The organism is Paenibacillus sp. FSL H3-0302, from assembly GCF_037982245.1.
Lineage (GTDB): Bacteria > Bacillota > Bacilli > Paenibacillales > Paenibacillaceae > Paenibacillus_AQ > Paenibacillus_AQ odorifer.
On sequence record NZ_CP150284.1, the window covers coordinates 6,886,817 to 6,907,658 of the forward strand.

Here is a 20,842-nt window from a genome sequence, read left to right on the forward strand (position 1 = left end):
TTCACTTTTTGCGTAATTTTTTTTATTTTTTTTAATTTAGTCCTTTATCCACCATTTATTAGGCTCAATTATGGAGCCCAAAGAATCAACACGCACACCTTGTAGACGTTTATTAACAGCAGTAATGCTTTCTCTTTCCGCAAAAAAGATCATTGGAACCTCTTCATTCACTAGCTTCTGCCATTCATAATAGATTTGTTGTCGATAATCTCTATCATATGCCTTCATACTTGTGCCATCGCGAATCAATTCTTCATTCCGCTCCGAGGACCAACGTGGGTAGTTCCACAAATCATTCTCCCTCCAGAGACCTGAAGGATCAGGATCATTAGCTAATCCCCATACCCCGTTAAACAACTCAATGGACGGATCATCAGCCTCTACTGCTTCATAGAAGGTGTTGAGCTCTTTTAACGCCCCACCATTAAGCTGCACATCGAGTCCCACATTTCGCCAATCCTCCAGAATAGCAGCAGTTCGTAACTCCGCTGAATGACTGCCTAGCATAGAATCATAATGAATAACTAACTTTTCTCCTTTTTGATCCTCACGCAGCCCATCTCCATCAACATCTACAAAACCAGCCTCATCAAGCAGCTGCTTCGCTTTTTCCGGATCATAGGGATACGTATTAATCTGACTGTCAGGGATCTTCGCCCAGCTTGCACTGGAAACCGGAGTTTCTATAGGCTTGCCTAACCCATGAGAAAATGATTGAATGATCCCCTCCCGATCAAGTGCATAATACATCGCCTGACGTAATCTTTTATCCGCAAATTTAGGGTTATCCATTACGATTTTTTCAGCTTCACTATCCCAATACCCAAATTTAAACCCTATATACTCATAAGCAAGCTCATTTGATTGTAAAATATTAATATTATCGAGTTCGCTCAGCTTTTCATAAGTATCTCGTGGGGCATTCTCTATATCAATTACGCCTTGTTCAAACAGGCTGATGATTTCCTTGTCATCAAATACCTTATACAACACACCATCCAATAAAGCCTTACCTTTATAGTATTGATCAAAGCGCTTCATCTCCACCCGCTGGCCAGGTTCAATAAGGCTCACCTCAAAGGGGCCAATCCCAATCGGATTTTTTCGCATCTGATCACTCTCAGGCATATCCTTAACAGCGACTCCAGTATAATATTTTTTATTCATCGGATACGGCCATAGATTATCAATCGTATTTACGCGGGCAGCTGTCATTGTTATTTTCAAAGTATAAGGATCTATAACCTTAAGACCTGTTATATTCTTCGCCTCACCTTTATGATAGGCTTCTGCACCTTGAATCATTTCCACACTATAATAACGCGATCCGGTGTAGTCTGGACTAGCAATAGTCTCCATCGCAAATTTCCAGTCCTCTACGGTCAGTTCATCTCCATTATGCCAACGGATTCCCGGTTTAATTTTAAAGGTAAATATTCTATGATCCTCGGACTCCTGCCAAGTGGCGATATTAGGAACCGTTGATAAATCATCATCTATCGTAAACATGGCCTCAGTAATAAACTCCAGCACATGAAAGTCATCTTCACCTTCATAAAAAGCAGGCTCAAAGAAGCCCATAAACGGCGATGAGTATCCATAAGTAACTACTCCGCCAGTCTGTGGCTTTTCGACCACCTCATTGTGATGTAAAGATAATGAATTACTGCTGGTACCTGCTCTGCTGCATGCTGACAATACAGTAGTCATCACGAGCATTGTTAACAAGAACCCGCATATCTTCTTATTCTTCATGTGTTCCTTCCCTTCTCTAGTTGAACGTATATCTACATATAAGCTATGGAATAAATATTTACTGTAACAAAGTTTTAGAATGGTTACAATAACTTCTAAGCTTTAGGCCTATACTCCTGCTTGAATTTACGCATATTTCATAGTATTTATAAAAAAAGAGGGACCTACCTCATAGGCAGATCCTTTTATTACATTATTCTTCATCCTTATGCGTAATTCTCAGGCCTTCGACATGCTTACGCTGCATCAATTTCCGCTTTTTACGGGTATCCTTGCTCTCAAAAATTATATCAAAGTCATATTCCTCAGGATACAGCTCATCTTTGGATAGATATGGTTTTAAACGTTTATGATTAATCCGCATTTTTTGCTTCTGGATCATCACTCCGACCATTCCTAAGTGATCTCTTTTCTCATAAACAATGCCTATCCGCCCTAGTGAAGTTACAAGAACAGCATCACCAATTTCATATTGGGTCTGCTTCTCCTTATCGCTCAGTGATTCGGCAGACTTTTCTTCTTTTTCAAAATCCTCTATAACAGGTGCAGTCTTCCCTTTCTCCCCCTCTTTGCTAAAAAGACTTGCCCATGCCGACCCATCACCTTTCTGTAGCCTTTGCTGCTGCGCCTCAACGATCTCCCACGAACGCTTGATAACGTTATCCTGGATACCCAGCTTTTTGGCAATTTGCAGAGCGTAACTCTCCCCCGCTTCTCCGATAGTCAGACGATACAACGGCTGCAGCGTTTCTTTGTCGAATTCCATTCTTGCATTTTGAAAACCGGCTGTCGCAGCGGCAAAGGCTTTTAGCTCATTAAAATGGGTTGTGACGATAATATTGGCCCCTTTACGGCTCAGCTCTTCCAGAATGGCGATTGAGAGGGCGATTCCTTCACCAGGGTCTGTACCTGCCGCCAGCTCGTCAATGAGCAGCAGCACCCCTTTAGAAGCATCTCTCAGCATTCCCTCAATACTCTTCATTTGTGCCGAAAATGTACTCAGTGATTGGGCCAAACTTTGTCCGTCTCCGATTACACTGATCACATCCGTAAAGACCGTAAACTCACTCCCCTTCTCGACCGGAATCAACAGCCCGGATTGAGCCATGAGGGTCAGCAGCCCGAGGGTCTTGAGCACCACCGTTTTCCCGCCTGTATTTGGACCTGTAATGATTAGGGATTTATATCCCTTCCCTATCTCCAGGCTAATTGGAATCATGCCCTGCAGCATGGGATGTCTGCCTCCGTTCATCCTTAGAAAACCCCTATCATTTAGAGTAACCTCAGATGCTCCCAGCGTTCTTGCATATTTTGCTTTGGCAAAAATAAAATCATAGGTGCCTGTAACCTCGATATTTAGGCGCAGTGCAGTTTGTTCCTGTTCTACCATGCTGGTCAGCATACTGAGGATCACAGCTTCTTCACCCGCCTCTTCTCCTAATAACAAATCCAGCTCAATCTGCATGGAGGCGATCTCATCTGGTTCGATGAACACCGTCTGTCCACTTGTGGATTGATCAAGTACCGATCCCTTTATTTGCTTATGATACTCCCGCTTTACGGGGATAACGTAACGTCCACCACGCTGACTATAAATATTCTCTTGCAAAATCGATTGATGGCGCGACATGATCCCGTCAATTTTTTTATGAAGACGTTCTTTAGCTACGCCAATCCGTTTACGAACCCGCTCTAACCCCTTACTAGCTCCATCATCAATCGCCCCAAAGCGAATACAACGATCAATTGCTTCCCGCACATGATTTAATTCCAGCAGCGAGGAAGCATAAGCAGCAATCCGGGGAGCACTTTGCTCTTTAGAAGCCATATATTTGCGCAATTGACTACAGCTCTTTAGAAATGTAGCCACTGCAGTGAAGTCTTGCTCACTGTACAAATATCCAGTCCCCATTAGTGACATGATCCACTCAATCCCCTCCAATGAAGGAATCGGTATACTGGACCCCCGCTCGAGCAGCTCTTTAGCTTCAGACGTTTCCTCCATCGCTCTTTGAATCGAAGGCAAATAGGTCATAGGCATAAGCTCTTCTACAGTTTTCTTTCCTACATAAGATACCGCATGACGGCTAAGCTCGGTTTTAATAATTTCGTATTCCAACGTGTTTAGACTTTGTAAATTCACAGCAAATCCTCCTTATTGATCTAACTTTTTTTGGAACTAAATCTCCCTAACGCAAAAAGGACAAAGAATGCCACTATGGCAGTCCTTGCCCTTCTTTTTATGCTATTGTTCTCTGGCGTCTTAAGGTCCCCATAAAAGCCAGGGTGGCCGAAAAACAAAAAAACCGTGCTCTAAGAGCACGGTTAATTACAAAGAGAACAACAGCCGTAAAGAGGCCATATGACGCTTCGTGTGTTCTTAACTAAATCATCCACTGTTAGAAACAACAGACCTCTGCGCGAAACGAACTCAAATAGAGCACGTAAACGCCAAAAGACGAGCCTGCTAAAGCCTTCCTAATCCAGTGTTATGAAATTGCTAGTTAAGAACGGTCACCAACATCAATATTTCCCCTTTTGTTATAGGATAGCTGTAATTTAACACATTCCAGATGGAACGTCAACGTAATCCACACGCTGGCTTTTCACAACAAAAAAGCAGCCGGTTTCCCGACTGCTTCTATAAAACGTCCTATTCCGTTGTGTAAGGAAGCAACGCGATTTGACGCGAGCGTTTTACAGCAATGGTAAGAGCGCGTTGGTATTTTGCACTTGTACCTGTTACACGACGTGGCAAAATCTTTCCACGTTCGCTGATGAACTTCTTAAGAAGTTCAGTATCTTTATAATCAATGTGAGTAATCTTGTTCACAGTGAAAAAGCAAACTTTTTTACGCTTGTTGCGTCCACCACGACGTGCTGGTCTTTTGTCGTTGTCAGCGCCTTCTCTTGGTTTAAAAGCCATATTCTTTTCAGTCCTTCCTAATTAAAATGGCAAATCATCATCCGATATATCAATCGGTTTACCATCGCCCGAAAAAGGATCTTGAGTATTGTTGTTACGCGAGAAATTATTGTTGTTATTTCCGCGTCCAGCGTTACCACCGCCACCATATGCTGGCTCTTCAGGCATACTACTTGCACCACTTGAAGTATTTCCACCTTCACGGCTTTGTGAAGATTCCAGGAAACGAACATTATCAGCAATAACTTCAGTTACGTATACACGTTTACCTTCGTTATTCTCATAGTTCCGCACTTGGATGCGTCCTTCCACTGCTGTCAGACGACCTTTGCGCAAATAATTGGCACAGGTTTCTGCTAGCTGTCTCCAGGTAACAACCGGGATGAAGTCTGCCTCACGTTCACCGTTCTGGCCCGTAAAGTTACGATCTACGGCAAGCGTAAATTGAGTTACGGCAACACCAGCGGGAGTATAACGAAGTTCCGGGTCACGGGTCAACCGTCCGATCAAAATGATACGGTTCAACAATTCTGGTCCCCTCCTTTAGAGCGATTCATTACAAAGCTTGTCAAGATCTTAAGCAACGTCGTTCGTAATGAGATAACGAATAACTTCGTCAGAAATCTTCATAAGACGTTCTAATTCAGTAACTACTGCAGGTTCTGCATTGAAGTTAACCAAAACATAAACGCCATCACGGAATTTCTTGATCTCATACGCAAGACGGCGTTTACCTTGCACTTCGTGCTTTGTAATTTCCCCGCCATTGGAGATGATGCCTTGGAATTTATCGACTGCTGCTTGAACAGCTTCTTGTTCAATGTCAGGACGAATAATGTACATCACTTCATATTTGCGCATAATTTTCACCTCCTTATGGTCTGAGGCCCCTAATCACGTCAGGAGCAAGGAACGAGCACAAACATAGACTCGCACCTGATTAATATACCAAAACGAGCAGCAGAGTGCAAGCAATATTAATACCGGACAACCTTCCACCCTCTTTTTACATGAAAAAAACCCTACCTGCGCACAATAATCGGTGAATTCATCTGCACTTAAGGAAGGAGCGATAATGATGGGCGAAAAGACAGAATATGAAAAAGGCGACAAGGCCCCCAATCCAGGCATGTATACAGAGGTAGGTGAAGCGCGAAGCTTCCATACCGAAATTCAGAATCCACAGCATATTAAAATGGAAAAAGGAGACACCTTCCCCGAGACCAGTAACAAAAATCGGAAGTGGAAAAAGGTTGAAAAAGCACGTGTACATTAAATAAAAATAAATGTGTATAAAAAAAACGACATTACACATACTATACTCAGGCAGTACAAAAGAGAGGTGTGGTTCCGTTGGCCGTCGTAGACGAACACAATCACAGGATATCTGATTCAGCATCTATTGTTAGCTGGGAATAGTAGTGGGTTATTGTCTAAAAAGCAGTAACCTCAGCAACGCCTAAATCACTTTAGTCGCTATATACAGAGAAATTCCAACATCATTGATGTACTGCCTCTTGAAGAAGGACCCGAAAGGGCCCTTCTTTTTGCATGTTATGATCTTTTGCAAACAGCTCAGTGGACACAAAAAAACCTCCGTTACAGGAACGAAGGATTCATTAAAATGTTATATTATGCTGAGTGGCGGAGAGGGTGGGATTCGAACCCACGCACGCTGTGACACGCCTAACTGATTTCGAGTCAGCCCCCTTGGGCCTCTTGGGTACCTCTCCGCAGCAAAAATAATTGTATCATGCAGACATGCCATTTGCAAGCTTAATTATTGTCTGTATTTCCCTCTGCAGAACGCAGTACCTTCTTCATATTCTTCTCGAATTTCGCCCGGGGAATCAGAACACTATGCTGACATCCTGTACACTTAATGCGGATATCCATCCCCATACGAATGATCTCCATCTCATTAGAACCGCAAGGGTGCTGTTTCTTCATCTGTACAATATCTCCAAGCTGAAAAACTTTACGTTCCACTACCCTTCCCCCTTTTTCCCCTCTTGTGTAGCTGCGATTTGGCGTCTTGATCCAGTGTCAGGCGTATCCGATACTTCCTGCTCATTTTCTGTTTTTTCCAGTTCAATTTCAGCCTTTGCTTCTTCTTCTTCTGCCTTCAAACGTGCTTCCTCTTCGGCTTGAGCAGCTTGGGCCTGCTCTAGACTGCTGAGTTTCTCTAGTGCCTGCTTAATATCATTCTGAATCTGTCTCTCCGCAACCTCTTTTGCATTAGGTAAACAGCTAGCCGCTATACGAATTACATATTCCGAAGTACTCATGGACTGTATACCGAGCACATTAGGATAAGCAAGAACATTAGAGTTACGCTCTTCTATTCCTTTTAGCGCTTCTCCAATCAAACCTAGCGTGGCCTCCAAGCTCCGCTCCATTTTTACAGGAACATCAACTACAGCCAATGCATTCGAGAGAGAATAATTGGTCACGTTCGTGATTAATCCATTCGGGATAATAAATACTTCTCCAGTTGTGCTTAACAGTCTGGTTGTTCGCAGTCCAATTAATTCTACCGTTCCTTTATAGGTCCCCGTTTGAATTACATCACCCACTGCAAATTGATCCTCTAAAATAATAAAGAAACCTGTAATAACATCCTTCACCAAACTTTGTGCCCCAAAACCCACTGCTAAACCAAGCACACCCGCTCCAGCCAACAATGGTGCCAAATCGAAGTGGAACTCAGAAAGCACGAGCATGATCATCACAAAATTACAGATAACTGTCACTACATTTTTCATCAATTCCCCAACCGTAGTAAACCTTCGTGTGTTGGACAGAAGTCTGCCACCGGTTTTACGCTCAAGCGAACGATCAATAATATTAGAAACAATTTTAATAATAACCCGGGTTAAGAGAAAAATAACAAGAATCCGTAGACCCGCAAATAATACATCCGCCCACATATCAGCATCGGTAAACCAATTCCACACCTTATCTTTAAAGCGAATGGCATCTTTTAATGTATCCGCACCGGGTGTATCAGCCTCCAGTATCCACATATTCATCGCATGTACTCCTCCCTACCCCTAAATCAGTATGTAGTTCTCGTTGTGTTTTCCGTAGATGCCGCGTATTTCTATTTCTTGCTCAACAATAATTCTTTTCACCTCTTCCAGCGCATTTTGAAAAAACTGAATTGAAATTGCACAGCCTGCGGTGATCTCCTTCGGAGTTGGAAATATATCAATTTCTATTTCAGCATACTCAAGCAGCATTTCAGCACGAAGCGCCTGCTGGGTGGAGTCAAACGCTATTAACATCTCATCCTGCATATACGTCAAGCCTCTCCATAGGTTTATCGTCCTATCTCTTGCTGCTGGAGTATAAAACCCCTCTTCTATCCATATACTAGATACCAACAAATAGAATCACCCTTAGAAAGGAAGATGGTATGAACTCCTCATCCAAGGCTACAGCAGCGCAACAAACGTCCTGTTTAAAAATATCACATACAGATCCCGATATCTATTCCGCAATTACTCATCGGCTACTTTTTCACTTTTCACGCACGCGTCCAGAGACTCAAATTATCGTCATCTGTGTAGGCACTGATCGCTCCACCGGAGATTCTCTCGGTCCTCTTGTTGGTACTGCATTATCCCGTTTTCATAGTCCATTGTTTCATTTATACGGTACCCTTGAAGAACCGGTTCATGCCGTCAATCTTGAAGAGACTTTGTCTCTAATTAATGAAAAATATAATAACCCGTTTGTCATCGGAATAGATGCCTGCTTAGGTCACTCTACTAGTGTTGGCTGCATCCAAGTCGTTGAAGGTCCCCTCAGACCAGGGGCTGGCGTAAATAAACAATTGCCGCCGGTTGGAGATATCCATTTGACTGGAATCGTTAATGTCGGCGGCTTTATGGAGTATTTCGTATTGCAGAATACACGGCTAAGTCTAGTCATGCGATTATCTGATATTATCGCTACAAGTCTATATTCTGCTCTAAAACAATGGAACCTGCATGCTACTTCTGCTGCAACGCGAGAGTTATAACTTCTTTTTCTTCAGGCGATAAGGCATATTGTGATTCCCCATTTTGCATAGGCTTGGAGTAAATATATGAGTTCTCACGATTATGAAGGCTGGTTAATACAATGCCACTGCTATTGTCATCCAGAATAGCCACCGAGAAGCTCAAATCATTACCACGTTCACCGAAGGCATTATAACGCTTCAGAGCGATATTTGACTTCATGCCGCGGATTTTGACTTGGGTAGCTTCTATCAACGCTTTTTGCTCACGTTGTTCTTCTTCCAGCATGTCGCTTTGGTTCTTCAGATCAACCAGAAGGCCTTCCAGATCCTCCACACCGCTTCCTGCCATCATGGCCTCATATTTGCGCCGTATAGTCCGCAGCTTAGCTCCCTGGGCGATTACAGTCACTATCAATACTAGCATAATTACTACGAAACCAAACACAAACCACTGCAACTGTTCATTAATTAATTGATTCATTTCAGACATGAATGGACCATCCTTTTTATTTATCTGCTGCGGGCATCAGCCATATAACTCATCCATAGCAGCTAGCATTCTGCTTATATTATGCTCTGTTGTATCTACGCCTACACTCGCCCGAACAGCACCACTTTCTAGTGTATCAACAGCCTTATGTGCCAGTGGGGTACAATGCATACCCGCTCTGACGGCTATTTTATACTCACGATCTAGACGGTGGGCTATATTCGCCGATTCTTCCCCATCCACTACAAACGACACAATTCCAGTTCTCGGAGCCCCTAATGTGGGCCCTAATAGTTTAATGTTTGGAATATGGGACAAGCCCTCCATCAGCAGTTGAGTCAGCTTCCACTCTCTTTCGTGGATAACGTTTGTCCCTATCGATTTTACCTTTTGAACACCAGCTAGTAAACCAGCAATTCCTACCGCATTTTGCGTTCCCGCTTCATACCGATCTGGGCGAACAGAGGGTTGTTCACTATTCTCAGATTGACTGCCTGTCCCTCCATGCACTAAGGGCTCGAGATCCAATTCAGGTGATATATATAGCCCACCAGTCCCTTGTGGTCCAAGCAATCCTTTATGCCCAGGAAAAGCTAATAAGTCAATATTCATCTTTTTCACATCAATATCAAGCGAGCCTGCACTTTGAGCAGCATCCACTAGAAATATAGCACCGTTTGCTTTAGCTAGATCTCCGATTTCACCAATAGGAAGTATACTACCTAGTAAATTGGAGCTATGATTACAAATTACCATTTTAGTGTTTGGTCGAAACGTTTTGCCCAATTCGTTCAAATCCAATTGCCCTGCTCGATCCACCTTCAGATAATCAACACTTATCCCTAGTGACTTACGCAAATATTCCAAAGGTCTCCGCACAGAATTGTGTTCAGTCATTGTAGAGATTACATGATCCCCTGCTTTGAGCGTACCTCTAATCGCCATATTTAATGCCATCGTAGTGTTTTGGGTAAACGCTATGTCTTGTGCATTAGAAACCCCAAACAACTCCGCCAGCAAACTCCGGGCTCTCACCAACACCCGTCCGCTTCCCATGGCCAGCGAATAATTCCCTCTGCCAGCATTTGCTCCCGACTGCAAAGCATTCATCATCGCAGCTGCCACCTCTGGAGGTTTAGGCCAGGACGTAGCCGCATGATCCAAATATACGAAGTCTTCCATAACCCCGCTCCTCGTCCCATACTCTTTTTCATTAAGAAGAAACAACGTTGTCGCCCTTTATTGATAATAACCTTATCTGTAGAAAATATAAGAATAATATTCAGCTGCACTTTATACATCCTTATATTTTGAAAAAACATACCCCTACTCATCCGATTACGGATAGCTCAGGATATGTTCTTGGCATAGATACCCATTTAGTTACCCAATAATTCTAACAATCTTTCTAAGTCCTGCGCACTGTAGTAATTTAGTTCAATCTTCCCTTTTTCCTTACCTTGTTTTATCTTAACCGTTGTTTTAAACCGTTCACGTAATACTTCCTCTACATTATCAATATAGGGATCACGTTTAACAACTTTAATCTTTGTACCGTTCGTTGGCTTTCGATCCAGATTTTTCACTGTTTCTTCAAGCTCTCTTACGCTCCATTGCTGTTCCACGCATTGTTCAGCCAATTGTTTAATAACTTCCGGTTCTTTCAGGGCAACAATAGCTCGTGCATGTCCCATAGACATTGTTCCACGTGAAACATATTCTTTTACTTCTTCCGGTAAAGTAAGCAATCTTAGGAAGTTAGCGATGTGTGATCTGGACTTTCCAACTTTAAGTGATAGCTCTTCTTGTGTGAGTGAAAATTGATCCATCAAACCTTGATAAGCAACTGCGATTTCCATTGCATTTAAATTTTCACGTTGCAAGTTCTCAATCAGGGCGATCTCCATGACCTGTTGATCACTTAGATTTCTTACGACTGCTGGAATCGTAGGTTTACCACAATATTGCGATGCCCGGAATCTGCGTTCACCGGCAATGATTTCATACCCCTTCAAAACACTCCGTACAATGATCGGTTGAATCACGCCATGTTGTCTGATGGACTCAGCCAATTCCTGGATTGCTTCTTCATTGAAATCCTTGCGTGGTTGATAAGGGTTAGCCCGTAATTGAGCTAATGGGATTTCTACTACCTTATCATCTTCATTAATAGATAAAGAAGGAATCAGAGCATCCAGACCTTTTCCTAAACGTTTACTCATAAGAAATCACTTCCTTTGCCAACTCTAAATACACTTCTGCTCCCTTTGAGCGAGGATCATAAGTAATAATGGATTGTCCATGAGACGGTGCCTCACTTAAGCGGACATTCCGAGGAATGATAGTTCTGTAAACTTTTTCCTGGAAATACTTTTTAACCTCTTCGATGACTTGGATCCCTAGATTCGTACGGGCATCCAACATGGTTAATAGTACTCCCTCTATTTTTAAATGCGGATTAAGATTTTTTTGTACTAGACGCACGGTGTTTAAAAGCTGACTCAACCCTTCGAGCGCATAATATTCACATTGAATCGGAATGATTACCGAATCAGCAGCTGTAAGGGAATTGATCGTCAAAATCCCAAGGGATGGAGGACAATCAATGATGATGTAGTCATAATTATTTTTAACCGCATTTAGGGCTTTTTTCAATTTCAACTCTCTGGAAATCGTTGATACTAATTCGATCTCCGCCCCTGCTAATTGAATGGTCGCCGGGATGATGTGCAGTCCTTCATTTTGAGTTTCAAGTATCGTTTCTAGAGGATTTACTTCATTAATGAGAATGTCATATATACAATTCGCTACGTCCGCCTTGTTGATGCCAACGCCGCTGGTAGTGTTACCTTGAGGATCGATATCAACTAGAAGCACTCTTTTTCCTAATGTAGCCATACCGGCACCTAGGTTCACAGAGGATGTTGTTTTACCGACACCGCCTTTTTGATTTGCTATGGCAATAATCTTGGACACTAATTTCACCTCGAATAGTTAGGAAGAATCTTCTCGTAGATCGCAAGTACAAACGGCCAAACTATGTTACTTTATATGAGCTAAAACTCTAAAATGCAGGACTGAGCAATACATCCTGGTTTAAGTCACACAAAAGGCGGCCAATCACTTTAAGGCCGCCTTCAGCTTTTGAAACAATTTATCTTTTGGGGATCTGGATTACAATCTCGTAATGGTCACCACGGTCATTTTCTGACGTTTTGATTTCCATACCTGAGCCTGACACCATATCAATAGATTGACGAATTGTATTAAGAGCTAGACGAACATCCTTGGTATAGGAGACCCGTTTTGACTTTTTAGTTTGCGAAACTTGTTTATAGAAAGCAATACGAGCTTCCGTCTGTTTAACATTTAATCCTTTTGCAATAATCTCTGCCAAAACTTTTAATTGCATTTCCACACTATCCAGTGATAAGAGTGAACGCGCATGTCTTTCGGAAATCTGACGTTCCATCAACGCTGTCTTAACCTCTTCAGGTAAGTGGAGTAAACGAATCTTATTCGCAATAGTCGACTGACTCTTGCCTAAGCGTTGTGCTAAGCTTTCTTGTGTTAATTGATGAAGATCAATTAACTTCTGATAAGCGACAGCTTCTTCTATGGAGGTCAAACCTTCACGCTGTAGATTTTCTATGAGCGCAATAGATGCAGCCTGAGAATCATTGAACTCACGGACAATAGCAGGGATCGTCTCTAAACCAAGCTTTTTAACTGCCCGCCAGCGCCGTTCACCTGCGATGATCTCATATATGGAATCTCGCATACGTACAACAATAGGCTGAATGACACCATGAGTTTTAATTGTCTGACATAACTCATCAATTTTGTCATCATCGAATATAGTCCGTGGTTGGTAAGGACTGCTAACGACCTCATGAACTGGTATTTGTTTGATTTCTTCTCCGCTGCTCCGCTCGTTAAACCCAAATAGCTTGGTAAATTGTTCTTTCATTCCGTTCATAACCACCTAATTTCGTTATAGTACGATCTTCTTGACCTTCTTCACGGAAAGCATATCGTACAGCAATCTAAAACATTCTGATATTATGGAATTACCTGTAATGAACAGGCATCATAATCTCTCCTTCTTTCGAACAAGAGTACAGAGAAGGAGTTATATACAAAATTAAAGTCTACTATGCTATTCTATCACTTTTCTCCACATAATCATATTCTCCGTAAAGACCTATTTTTCCTGCATTTTTACAGGTGCAACAGCCAAATCAGCTTATAAATCTAATTTTTATCTAATTTGATATTTATCGATTTTTGTTATCATCATCTTCATAAAAAAAGAGCATTCCCTTTGTTCAAAGAGAATGCTCCTAAAGGAACTTTGAGTATCGGCAATGTTTCACGTGAAACATTATTTTATCAATGGCATTTTGGCAGGAATTCCCGCTTTTCTTGGGTATTTAGCTGGTGTTGCTCCTGTCTTCCGGATCATAACAATATGTCGATCCGACTCCTCCACTGGTAAGCTGAACGACTCCACTTTGCTGAGTTCAGCACGAAGCTCTTTTAAGCTGTACTTAGCTTCGCTTAATTCCTCTGAGGGATCGCTGCCCTTCATTGCAGCGAACACCCCATCTTTGCGTGTGAAGGGAAGACAAAATTCATTCAATAAAGACAGTCTTGCTACCGCACGTGCTGTAACCAAATCATAGGCATCACGATGAGTGAACTTGCGCGCGACATCCTCTGCCCGCCCATGGATCAATTGTACATCAGTTAATCCCAATGTCGTACTTACATGCTGCAGAAATGAAATTCGTTTATTGAGCGAATCAACAATCGTTAGCTTCAAATGAGGAAAACATATTTTAAGTGGGATTCCTGGAAACCCAGCTCCTGAACCGATATCTGCGAGATTGGTGATCTCGTTAATATCAAGGAAAAAAGCTAATGAAATAGAATCATAGAAATGCTTCGTATATACCTGCTCTCGCTCAGTTATACCCGTGAGATTCATTTTTTCATTCCAGGTTACGAGTTCCTTATAATACAGATCAAATTGTGCTAACTGTTCTGCTGTAAGGGATATGCCTCGTTCCTGTAATAGTTGTGTGAATTGAACTTCCGTATTATCCATAGCTTATCCTTTCGCCGCGGTTACCCGGTTGTAATGCTCAAGATATACAAGAAGAATGGAAATATCAGCAGGTGTAACTCCCGCAATCCGAGAAGCCTGCCCGATAGAGATCGGGTGAATCTTAGTCAGCTTCTGCCGCGCTTCCATCGCTAATCCATGGATTTCATTATAATTAATGTCATCTGGAATTTTTTTCTTCTCCATCTTTTGCAGGCGCTCCACATGTTGAAGTTGTTTTTCTATATATCCGGCATATTTAATTTGGATTTCTACTTGCTCCTTCATTTCTGCATCCAGCATCTCTGGTGATGGTGATACTTGATCAACAAAACTATATACAAGCTCTGGGCGCCGCATCAGAACAAGCAAATTACTGCCATCTACAATAGGTGCCGATTCATATTGCGCTAGTACTTGGTTTACATCAACAGGTTTAACCTTTGTTTCTTGCAGACGAACAATTTCACGCTCCACCCGTTCTTTCTTATCTGTGAAGTTATCGAAACGCTCCTGTGTGATCAAACCAATGTCATAACCGATAGGTGTAAGTCTTAGATCTGCATTGTCATGGCGAAGCAACAAACGATATTCTGCACGTGAAGTAAGCAGACGGTAAGGTTCATTCGTTCCCTTAGTCACGAGATCATCAATGAGTACACCAATGTATCCCTGTGAACGATCTAGGATTACGGGTTCTTTGTCTTGCACTTTGCGTGCTGCATTAATTCCAGCCATAACCCCTTGGCCTGCTGCTTCCTCATAACCGGAAGTGCCATTGATTTGTCCAGCAGTGAACAGACCTGGAAGACGTTTGGTTTCAAGAGATGGCCATAGCTGTGTAGGAACCATTGCATCATATTCAATAGCATAGCCGTTACGCATCATCTCTACCTTTTCCATACCAGGAATGGAACGTAAGATAGCTAGCTGTACATCCTCAGGAAGACTAGTGGACAGACCTTGTACATAGTATTCCGATGTATTTTTTCCCTCTGGCTCTAAAAAGATCTGATGCTTAGATTTATCACTGAATCTTACGACCTTATCTTCTATAGAAGGGCAATAACGTGGGCCAGTTCCTTCGATAATACCTGTGAACATCGGCGCACGATGAAGGTTATCATTAATAATCTGATGAGTAACCTCAGAGGTATACGTTAACCAACAAGGAAGCTGTTCGTTATCGGATGATTTCGTTTCGAACGAAAAGAATTTCGGTTCATCGTCCCCTGGTTGAATTTCTGTCTTAGAGAAATCGATCGTATCACGATGTACACGTGGTGGAGTACCTGTTTTAAAACGAACCAATTCAAACCCAAGCTCCCGTAAGTTCTCAGAAAGCTTCACGGATGGCTGTTGATTGTTAGGTCCACTTTCATATGTTAGCTCACCCATAATCACTTTACCACGCAGGTAAGTACCTGTTGTCAGGATAACAGTCTTACTATGGTATTCGGTTCCGGTCTTCGTAACTACACCTACACAACGTCCATCCTCAACGATTAAACGCTCAACCATCCCTTGACGAAGTGTCAAATTAGGCGTTTTCTCCATAGTTTCCTTCATTGTATGTTGATAAAGGAATTTATCAGCTTGTGCACGTAAAGCATGTACAGCTGGTCCTTTACCTGTATTCAGCATACGCAGTTGAATGAATGTCTTATCTATATTGCGGCCCATTTCTCCGCCAAGCGCATCAATTTCACGCACTACATGTCCTTTGGCAGGTCCGCCTATGGACGGATTGCAGGGCATGAATGCAACCATATCCAGGTTAATTGTGATCATTAACGTACTGCAACCCATCCGGGCTGCAGCCAGTGCTGCTTCACAGCCAGCATGACCAGCGCCAATGACGATAACGTCATAGTTGCCTCCATCATAACTCATGTCCTGTTTCCCCCTTGAAATTATATTAAATCGTGAATCTTATTTTCCTAAACAAAATTGTGAGAATATTTGGTCTAACAAAGAGTCAGCTGCAGTATCGCCAATTATTTCCCCAAGCTGTTCCCATGCGAGCCGTACATCGATTTGAATCATATCAATCGGTATATACTGTTCTGCAGCATCGTATGCATCTTGAAGTGATTTATAGGCTTTTTTGAGCAGGGCTATATGTCTCACATTACTCACATATGTCAAGTCACCCGATTCCAGCTTTCCACCAAAAAAGAGTGTCGAAATGGCATCTTCAAGTTTGTCTAGACCTTCCTCTTCCAGAACGGACATCGGTACAATGTTAGACTCTTCAAAAAATGAGAGCAACTTATCCTTATCCAGTTTGGGCGGTAAGTCCATTTTATTCATGATTACTAGGCACTGTCTACCGTGGATTTGTTCCATCAATGCCAATTCATCCTCATGCAGCTCTTCATTAGCATTCAGCACAAGTAGAATCAGGTCGGCGTCACTAACTGCCGCTTTGGAGCGCTCCACCCCAATTTTCTCAACAACATCCATCGTTTCACGAATTCCCGCTGTATCGAGCAGCTTAAGCGGTATATTATTTATCGTTATAAATTCTTCTATTACATCACGTGTTGTTCCTGGAATATCTGTTACAATCGCTTTGTTATCACGCGCTAATGCGTTTAGCAATGATGATTTACCAACGTTCGGACGTCCGACAATAGCTGTCGTAATCCCTTCACGAAGTATTTTTCCTTCATTAGATGTCTTAAGCAGCTTTGTTATTCCCTCCATAACCTCACTGCTTTTATCTTTAATAAATTCAGCTGTCATGGATTCTACATCATGTTCTGGATAATCTATATTCACTTCAATATGAGCCAGCATCTCAATAAGTGTATGGCGTAAAGCATGAATTCGATCCGATAAGGATCCGCTAACCTGTTTTAAAGCTACAGAAAAAGCCCGGTCAGACTTAGAGCGAATCAGATCAATAACAGCCTCAGCCTGCGATAAATCGATACGTCCGCCCAAGAAAGCACGCTTGGTGAACTCCCCCGGCTCGGCTAACCTTATCTCCTGCTGCAGAAGTAAGTCCATCACTCTTCTTACAGAAATTACACCGCCATGAGCACTGATCTCTACTACATCCTCTGTCGTAAAAGAACGTGGTCCTTTCATAACGGTTACCAACACTTCTTCCATCTTCTCTCCGTTATCAGGACTGACGATATGTCCGTAATGAACGGTATGCGATTCCGCTTCAGTTAATGGAACTCGGCTACGAAATAATGGTGCCACTTGGGAAATAGCCTGTGGGCCACTTACCCGAATAATAGCAATTCCTCCCTCGCCTAATGCCGTCGATACGGCAGCAATGGTGTCACTAAGCATGCTGTTTTTCACCCCAAAACTTATATTTTTTGAATAGAAACGTTCTTTTATTTTTAAAAAAACAATGACCCCTTACATTGGTCAAGGAGTCATTGCATCCATATAGTCTTTACTTCAAGGTTATAACGACGCGGCGATTTGGCTCTTCGCCTTTACTGAGGGTACTCACTTGCCGGTGATCCTGTAACCTGGAGTGGATAATCTTGCGCTCCTGAGGAGACATTGGCTCCAATACAACCTCTTTACGAGTGCGAATTACACGTCCGGCTAAACGATCAGCCAGCTCTTCAAGCGTTTTTTTACGGCGCTCACGGAAGTTCTCTGCATCTAACACAAGCCGTATAAAACTGTCGGAATAACGGTTAGCTACAATATTAGCCAAATACTGTAGAGCATCGAGAGTTTGTCCTCTTCTGCCAATTAACAGTCCCAAATCTGGACCGGAAATTTGCAGAATCGTGGATTCCTTGGTGTGGACGATTTCTACCTCCACTTCGAGCCCCATGCTCTTAGCGACATCCACAATGAAATGAACGGCTTCTTGGTAAGCTTCCTCCACCGGTTGTCCGGAATCTTGGCGTGGCACACCGCCGATGGCCTCCTGTTTGCTCTCTCTTGCTGACTGTTGAGGCAGTGACGGAGCACTCGCCGCTGATGCCGGTGCGGCTTCGGCTATCAAGGTTAGTTCAACCTTGGCACCTTTCGCACCGATCAATCCCAGGAATCCTCTTGATGGCTGCTCAAGTACGTTGACCGTTACCCGGTCCTTTTGAACTCCAAGCTGGGTCAGTCCCCGTTCTACAGCTTCTTCAATGGTTTTCCCTGTTGCGACGACTTTGCTCATTTTGACTTTTTGGCTCCCTTCGATGACTTGTTGCCGCCTTTGCTCTTCGGAGCAGGACTGGAGTCATCTGTACTTTTTACAGCACTTGCGATTGCCAATTTGTGTTTATCGTTGTTGCGGTATAAGAAGTAGTTCTGAATAATAGTGTAAAGGTTACTGTACACCCAGTATAATGGCAAGGCTGCAGGGAAGTTGTACGACATCACGAAGATCAGAACTGGATAGATCATCATCATGAACTGCATTGGCCCTTGTTGTTGCACTGGGTTCATTTTGGTCATCATTCTAGTTTGAATAAATGTTGTTAATGCTGCTAGCACTGGTAAGATAAACAGATGATCCGGTTTACCTAGCTCCAGCCACAAGAAGGTATGCTCCCGTAGATGTGGATTATAGTAGATCGAGTTGTAGAGAGCGATAAAGATAGGCATTTGTACGATCAGCGGTAAACAACCCGCCATTGGGTTAACCTTATTTTCTTGGAACAAACGCATTGTTTCTTGCTGCACCTTTTCAGGTGTGTCTTTATATTTTTTCTGGATCTTTTGGAGTTCCGGTTGAATGGCTTGCATTGCACGCGAGCTCTTCACCTGTTTAATAGTAAGCGGAAGAATCAACGTGCGGACAATAATAACCATCACAAGTACGGCTAAACCATATTCTCCGTTAAACCAATCTGCAAACTTGTCCAAGGCAATGGCGAAATAATACACTACATTACTTTGCCAGAAGCCTCCATTCTTCAAATCCTCCGTAGTGTGCGTGACAGCAGTCGACGGAGCGCATCCCGACAGAACAGCTAACGACAACACCATTACCGTGATGAGGAGAAACCATTTTCCTCGTCTAGTCTTCATTAGAGACACTTCAAAACCCCTCTCTTAAACATTCCATTCCACCGTAAATCATACCATAATTATGAATACAAATAAACAAGCCTCTTAAGCACCCTTTATTTGCGGGAAGCCTTGAGTAGCTTGGCTTTACGAAGCACATGCAGCACACTTTTTTCGAGCTCTGCATACTCCATGGAAAGCGCTCCTTTTCTTACGATAAACACCATGTCTAAGCCACCTGCAATCTCAGGTTCATGGTGACGGACGATTTCCTTAACTAATCTTCTCATACGGTTACGGACAACCGCGTTTCCGACCTTTTTGCTAACAGACACACCTACTCTAAATCGCTCTACCTCTTTTTTGCCAAACCAATACACTACAAATTGATGATTCGCAAATGACTTCCCATGGCGGTATACACGACTGAAGTCGGCACGGTTTCGTAAACGTAACTTTTTGTGCACGGGAATCTCCTTCATAAAAATCCGGTTTAAGTGTCCCTCCGAATTTTTTCTTCTAATAGTATAGGCATTTGCAAGCAGCCATAAACGACCACATTTGCTGTGCTGAAATTAAGCTTCTATATATAGTAGGAAAAATAATTTCAACTTCTCACAAAATATTTCTCAATATACGTTAAATAGCCCCGCAAAGTGTAGCTAGCGCATTAAGCGAGATCCTAGACTTTTGCAGAGCAATAATAATAAAAAGCAGTAAAAAAAGACCACCGCAGTGGTCCCTTAGTGGCCTAACTTACGCACTCAAAACTTTTCTGCCTTTCAAGCGGCGAGCTGCCAGCACTTTACGGCCGTTTTTCGTGCTCATTCTTTTACGGAAACCGTGAACCTTACTACGTTTGCTCACATTTGGTCTAAATGTCGGTCTCATAATTGCACCTCCCTTACAGGAACTTAATTACTGTCATATAAGCAGAAACGGACTAAGCCGTCCTTATAGTAGGGACAGTATCTACAAGAATTATCATTTTTATATATCGAGACATATCCTTACAGAAAACACCTTTATATATTTAAACATATTTTATGAGCAAAAGTCAACCTAGTAACCGGCTTGTTCCTCCCCCTCAAGCTCAGGTGTTTATCCACAACTCTCCCCAGGAAAAAAGTAATCCACAAGATATGACAGTTATCCACCTGTGATCAAAAAATAAAGTCGACTACTCACAGTTGAGCACAACCTGTGTATAAAATTATCGAACCTTTGGCGTAAAGTGTCGAACCGTAAACAAATTATCAACAATATGTAGTGGTGTTCCTAATAATTGTACACAAGTGCTTGAATTTGTGGATAAAATAGCCCTGCTCATTGAAAAACAAGGGGCGTTTTGCTATGATGGTATTACTTTTGAATGTGAATAGATTTGTTTGTTCTCTTAATTATCAACAAGCTGTGGATAAAGTTGTGAACAAATCAAATTTATCCATATTTTTTTGTCTCTTCATATTGCCTACTGGGGATAAATATCAGCACCAACCTATTTTCTTCGACATTTCCACTTCATGGCTGATGCCACATTTGGAAGATTTAAAGGAGTGACAGTCT

22 protein-coding genes and 1 tRNA gene are annotated in these 20,842 nt (G+C 42.4%); 2 read left to right on the plus strand and 21 right to left on the minus strand.

Features of this window, described 5'->3' with window-relative positions:
- Positions 1-36: 36 nt before the first annotated feature.
- From opp4A to rpsF, 5 genes are all read right to left on the minus strand, one after another.
- The gene (gene opp4A, locus MHH50_RS30615) at positions 37-1,755 is read right to left on the minus strand and encodes an oligopeptide ABC transporter substrate-binding protein (protein WP_076191470.1); all 1,719 of its coding nucleotides are present in this window, start codon (positions 1,753-1,755) and stop codon (positions 37-39) included.
- Between the two features lie 193 nt (positions 1,756-1,948).
- Complete coding sequence (locus tag MHH50_RS30620; RefSeq protein ID WP_340033828.1) at positions 1,949-3,898, minus strand: DNA mismatch repair protein MutS; 1,950 nt, start codon at positions 3,896-3,898, stop codon at positions 1,949-1,951.
- Positions 3,899-4,408: 510 nt separating this feature from the next.
- Positions 4,409-4,681, minus strand: a complete 273-nt coding sequence (gene rpsR, locus MHH50_RS30625) for a 30S ribosomal protein S18 (RefSeq protein WP_036651767.1) — start codon at positions 4,679-4,681, stop codon at positions 4,409-4,411.
- 21 nt (positions 4,682-4,702) lie between these two features.
- A complete protein-coding gene (gene ssb / locus MHH50_RS30630) occupies positions 4,703-5,209 on the minus strand; it encodes a single-stranded DNA-binding protein (RefSeq protein ID WP_036677780.1) in 507 nt (168 codons plus the stop codon).
- Positions 5,210-5,257: 48 nt separating this feature from the next.
- On the minus strand, positions 5,258-5,542 hold the full coding sequence (rpsF, locus tag MHH50_RS30635) for a 30S ribosomal protein S6 (RefSeq protein ID WP_036677776.1): 285 nt from the start codon (positions 5,540-5,542) through the stop codon (positions 5,258-5,260).
- Between the two features lie 217 nt (positions 5,543-5,759).
- Here rpsF and MHH50_RS30640 point away from each other — a divergent pair, with 217 nt between their 5' ends.
- Entirely contained in the window at positions 5,760-5,957 is a 198-nt protein-coding gene (locus MHH50_RS30640; protein WP_036677774.1) for a YjzC family protein, read from the plus strand.
- A 366-nt stretch (positions 5,958-6,323) separates the two neighbouring features.
- On the opposite strand, the gene MHH50_RS30645 is transcribed toward MHH50_RS30640, so the two are convergent.
- The 4 genes from MHH50_RS30645 to MHH50_RS30660 form a co-directional block, all read right to left on the minus strand.
- Positions 6,324-6,414 (minus strand) — tRNA-Ser (locus MHH50_RS30645).
- Positions 6,415-6,457: 43 nt separating this feature from the next.
- Positions 6,458-6,670 carry a DUF951 domain-containing protein gene (locus tag MHH50_RS30650; protein WP_036677772.1) on the minus strand — a complete coding sequence of 71 codons (213 nt, stop codon included), beginning with the start codon at positions 6,668-6,670 and terminating at the stop codon, positions 6,458-6,460.
- Entirely contained in the window at positions 6,670-7,713 is a 1,044-nt protein-coding gene (locus MHH50_RS30655; RefSeq protein WP_076282220.1) for a mechanosensitive ion channel family protein, read from the minus strand. Before MHH50_RS30655 ends, MHH50_RS30650 begins: the two co-directional genes overlap by 1 nt.
- 21 nt (positions 7,714-7,734) lie before the next feature.
- Entirely contained in the window at positions 7,735-7,980 is a 246-nt protein-coding gene (locus tag MHH50_RS30660; protein WP_076124321.1) for a DUF3343 domain-containing protein, read from the minus strand.
- Positions 7,981-8,099: 119 nt separating this feature from the next.
- On the opposite strand from MHH50_RS30660, the gene yyaC reads away from it, so the two are divergent.
- The gene (gene yyaC / locus MHH50_RS30665; RefSeq protein ID WP_340033829.1) at positions 8,100-8,708 is read left to right on the plus strand and encodes a spore protease YyaC; all 609 of its coding nucleotides are present in this window, start codon (positions 8,100-8,102) and stop codon (positions 8,706-8,708) included.
- Here yyaC and MHH50_RS30670 read toward each other — a convergent pair.
- The 12 genes from MHH50_RS30670 to rpmH all read right to left on the minus strand — a co-directional run bounded on the left by MHH50_RS30670 (position 8,680) and on the right by rpmH (position 20,167).
- Positions 8,680-9,180, minus strand: coding sequence for a DUF4446 family protein (locus tag MHH50_RS30670; RefSeq protein ID WP_036677768.1), 501 nt, complete (start codon positions 9,178-9,180; stop codon positions 8,680-8,682). The genes yyaC and MHH50_RS30670 overlap by 29 nt on opposite strands.
- Before the next feature lie 36 nt (positions 9,181-9,216).
- A complete protein-coding gene (locus MHH50_RS30675; RefSeq protein WP_076278203.1) occupies positions 9,217-10,362 on the minus strand; it encodes an aminotransferase class V-fold PLP-dependent enzyme in 1,146 nt (381 codons plus the stop codon).
- Positions 10,363-10,559: 197 nt separating this feature from the next.
- Positions 10,560-11,402, minus strand: coding sequence for a ParB/RepB/Spo0J family partition protein (locus MHH50_RS30680; protein WP_340033830.1), 843 nt, complete (start codon positions 11,400-11,402; stop codon positions 10,560-10,562).
- On the minus strand, positions 11,395-12,156 hold the full coding sequence (locus tag MHH50_RS30685; protein ID WP_036677762.1) for an AAA family ATPase: 762 nt from the start codon (positions 12,154-12,156) through the stop codon (positions 11,395-11,397). The genes MHH50_RS30680 and MHH50_RS30685 overlap by 8 nt, the downstream gene beginning before the upstream one ends.
- 178 nt (positions 12,157-12,334) lie before the next feature.
- Complete coding sequence (gene noc / locus MHH50_RS30690) at positions 12,335-13,150, minus strand: nucleoid occlusion protein (RefSeq protein WP_036677760.1); 816 nt, start codon at positions 13,148-13,150, stop codon at positions 12,335-12,337.
- A 414-nt stretch (positions 13,151-13,564) separates the two neighbouring features.
- Entirely contained in the window at positions 13,565-14,290 is a 726-nt protein-coding gene (gene rsmG / locus MHH50_RS30695) for a 16S rRNA (guanine(527)-N(7))-methyltransferase RsmG (RefSeq protein WP_076218353.1), read from the minus strand.
- A gap of 3 nt (positions 14,291-14,293) precedes the next feature.
- Positions 14,294-16,180, minus strand: coding sequence for a tRNA uridine-5-carboxymethylaminomethyl(34) synthesis enzyme MnmG (gene mnmG, locus MHH50_RS30700; RefSeq protein ID WP_036677754.1), 1,887 nt, complete (start codon positions 16,178-16,180; stop codon positions 14,294-14,296).
- Positions 16,181-16,219: 39 nt separating this feature from the next.
- Positions 16,220-17,596 carry a tRNA uridine-5-carboxymethylaminomethyl(34) synthesis GTPase MnmE gene (mnmE, locus tag MHH50_RS30705; RefSeq protein ID WP_076124328.1) on the minus strand — a complete coding sequence of 459 codons (1,377 nt, stop codon included), beginning with the start codon at positions 17,594-17,596 and terminating at the stop codon, positions 16,220-16,222.
- 109 nt (positions 17,597-17,705) lie between these two features.
- Positions 17,706-18,440: an RNA-binding cell elongation regulator Jag/EloR gene (gene jag / locus MHH50_RS30710; protein WP_036677749.1), complete on the minus strand. Its 735-nt coding sequence runs from the start codon at positions 18,438-18,440 to the stop codon at positions 17,706-17,708.
- Positions 18,437-19,306, minus strand: coding sequence for a YidC/Oxa1 family membrane protein insertase (locus MHH50_RS30715; protein ID WP_036677747.1), 870 nt, complete (start codon positions 19,304-19,306; stop codon positions 18,437-18,439). Before MHH50_RS30715 ends, jag begins: the two co-directional genes overlap by 4 nt.
- An 86-nt stretch (positions 19,307-19,392) precedes the next feature.
- Positions 19,393-19,743, minus strand: coding sequence for a ribonuclease P protein component (rnpA, locus tag MHH50_RS30720; RefSeq protein WP_036677842.1), 351 nt, complete (start codon positions 19,741-19,743; stop codon positions 19,393-19,395).
- A gap of 289 nt (positions 19,744-20,032) precedes the next feature.
- On the minus strand, positions 20,033-20,167 hold the full coding sequence (rpmH, locus tag MHH50_RS30725) for a 50S ribosomal protein L34 (RefSeq protein ID WP_036677745.1): 135 nt from the start codon (positions 20,165-20,167) through the stop codon (positions 20,033-20,035).
- Positions 20,168-20,842 lie beyond the last annotated feature (675 nt).

Coding starts and splice junctions, on each gene's coding strand:
- opp4A (WP_076191470.1), bottom strand. CDS start 1,755: ATGAAGAATAAGAAGATATGCGGGTTCTTGTTAACAATGCTCGTGATG.
- rpsR (WP_036651767.1), bottom strand. CDS start 4,681: ATGGCTTTTAAACCAAGAGAAGGCGCTGACAACGACAAAAGACCAGCA.
- rpsF (WP_036677776.1), bottom strand. CDS start 5,542: ATGCGCAAATATGAAGTGATGTACATTATTCGTCCTGACATTGAACAA.
- MHH50_RS30640 (WP_036677774.1), top strand. CDS start 5,760: ATGGGCGAAAAGACAGAATATGAAAAAGGCGACAAGGCCCCCAATCCA.
- MHH50_RS30655 (WP_076282220.1), bottom strand. CDS start 7,713: ATGAATATGTGGATACTGGAGGCTGATACACCCGGTGCGGATACATTA.
- MHH50_RS30660 (WP_076124321.1), bottom strand. CDS start 7,980: ATGCAGGATGAGATGTTAATAGCGTTTGACTCCACCCAGCAGGCGCTT.
- yyaC (WP_340033829.1), top strand. CDS start 8,100: ATGAACTCCTCATCCAAGGCTACAGCAGCGCAACAAACGTCCTGTTTA.
- MHH50_RS30670 (WP_036677768.1), bottom strand. CDS start 9,180: ATGTCTGAAATGAATCAATTAATTAATGAACAGTTGCAGTGGTTTGTG.
- MHH50_RS30675 (WP_076278203.1), bottom strand. CDS start 10,362: ATGGAAGACTTCGTATATTTGGATCATGCGGCTACGTCCTGGCCTAAA.
- MHH50_RS30680 (WP_340033830.1), bottom strand. CDS start 11,402: ATGAGTAAACGTTTAGGAAAAGGTCTGGATGCTCTGATTCCTTCTTTA.
- noc (WP_036677760.1), bottom strand. CDS start 13,150: ATGAAAGAACAATTTACCAAGCTATTTGGGTTTAACGAGCGGAGCAGC.
- rsmG (WP_076218353.1), bottom strand. CDS start 14,290: ATGGATAATACGGAAGTTCAATTCACACAACTATTACAGGAACGAGGC.
- mnmG (WP_036677754.1), bottom strand. CDS start 16,180: ATGAGTTATGATGGAGGCAACTATGACGTTATCGTCATTGGCGCTGGT.
- mnmE (WP_076124328.1), bottom strand. CDS start 17,596: ATGCTTAGTGACACCATTGCTGCCGTATCGACGGCATTAGGCGAGGGA.
- jag (WP_036677749.1), bottom strand. CDS start 18,440: ATGAGCAAAGTCGTCGCAACAGGGAAAACCATTGAAGAAGCTGTAGAA.
- rpmH (WP_036677745.1), bottom strand. CDS start 20,167: ATGAGACCGACATTTAGACCAAATGTGAGCAAACGTAGTAAGGTTCAC.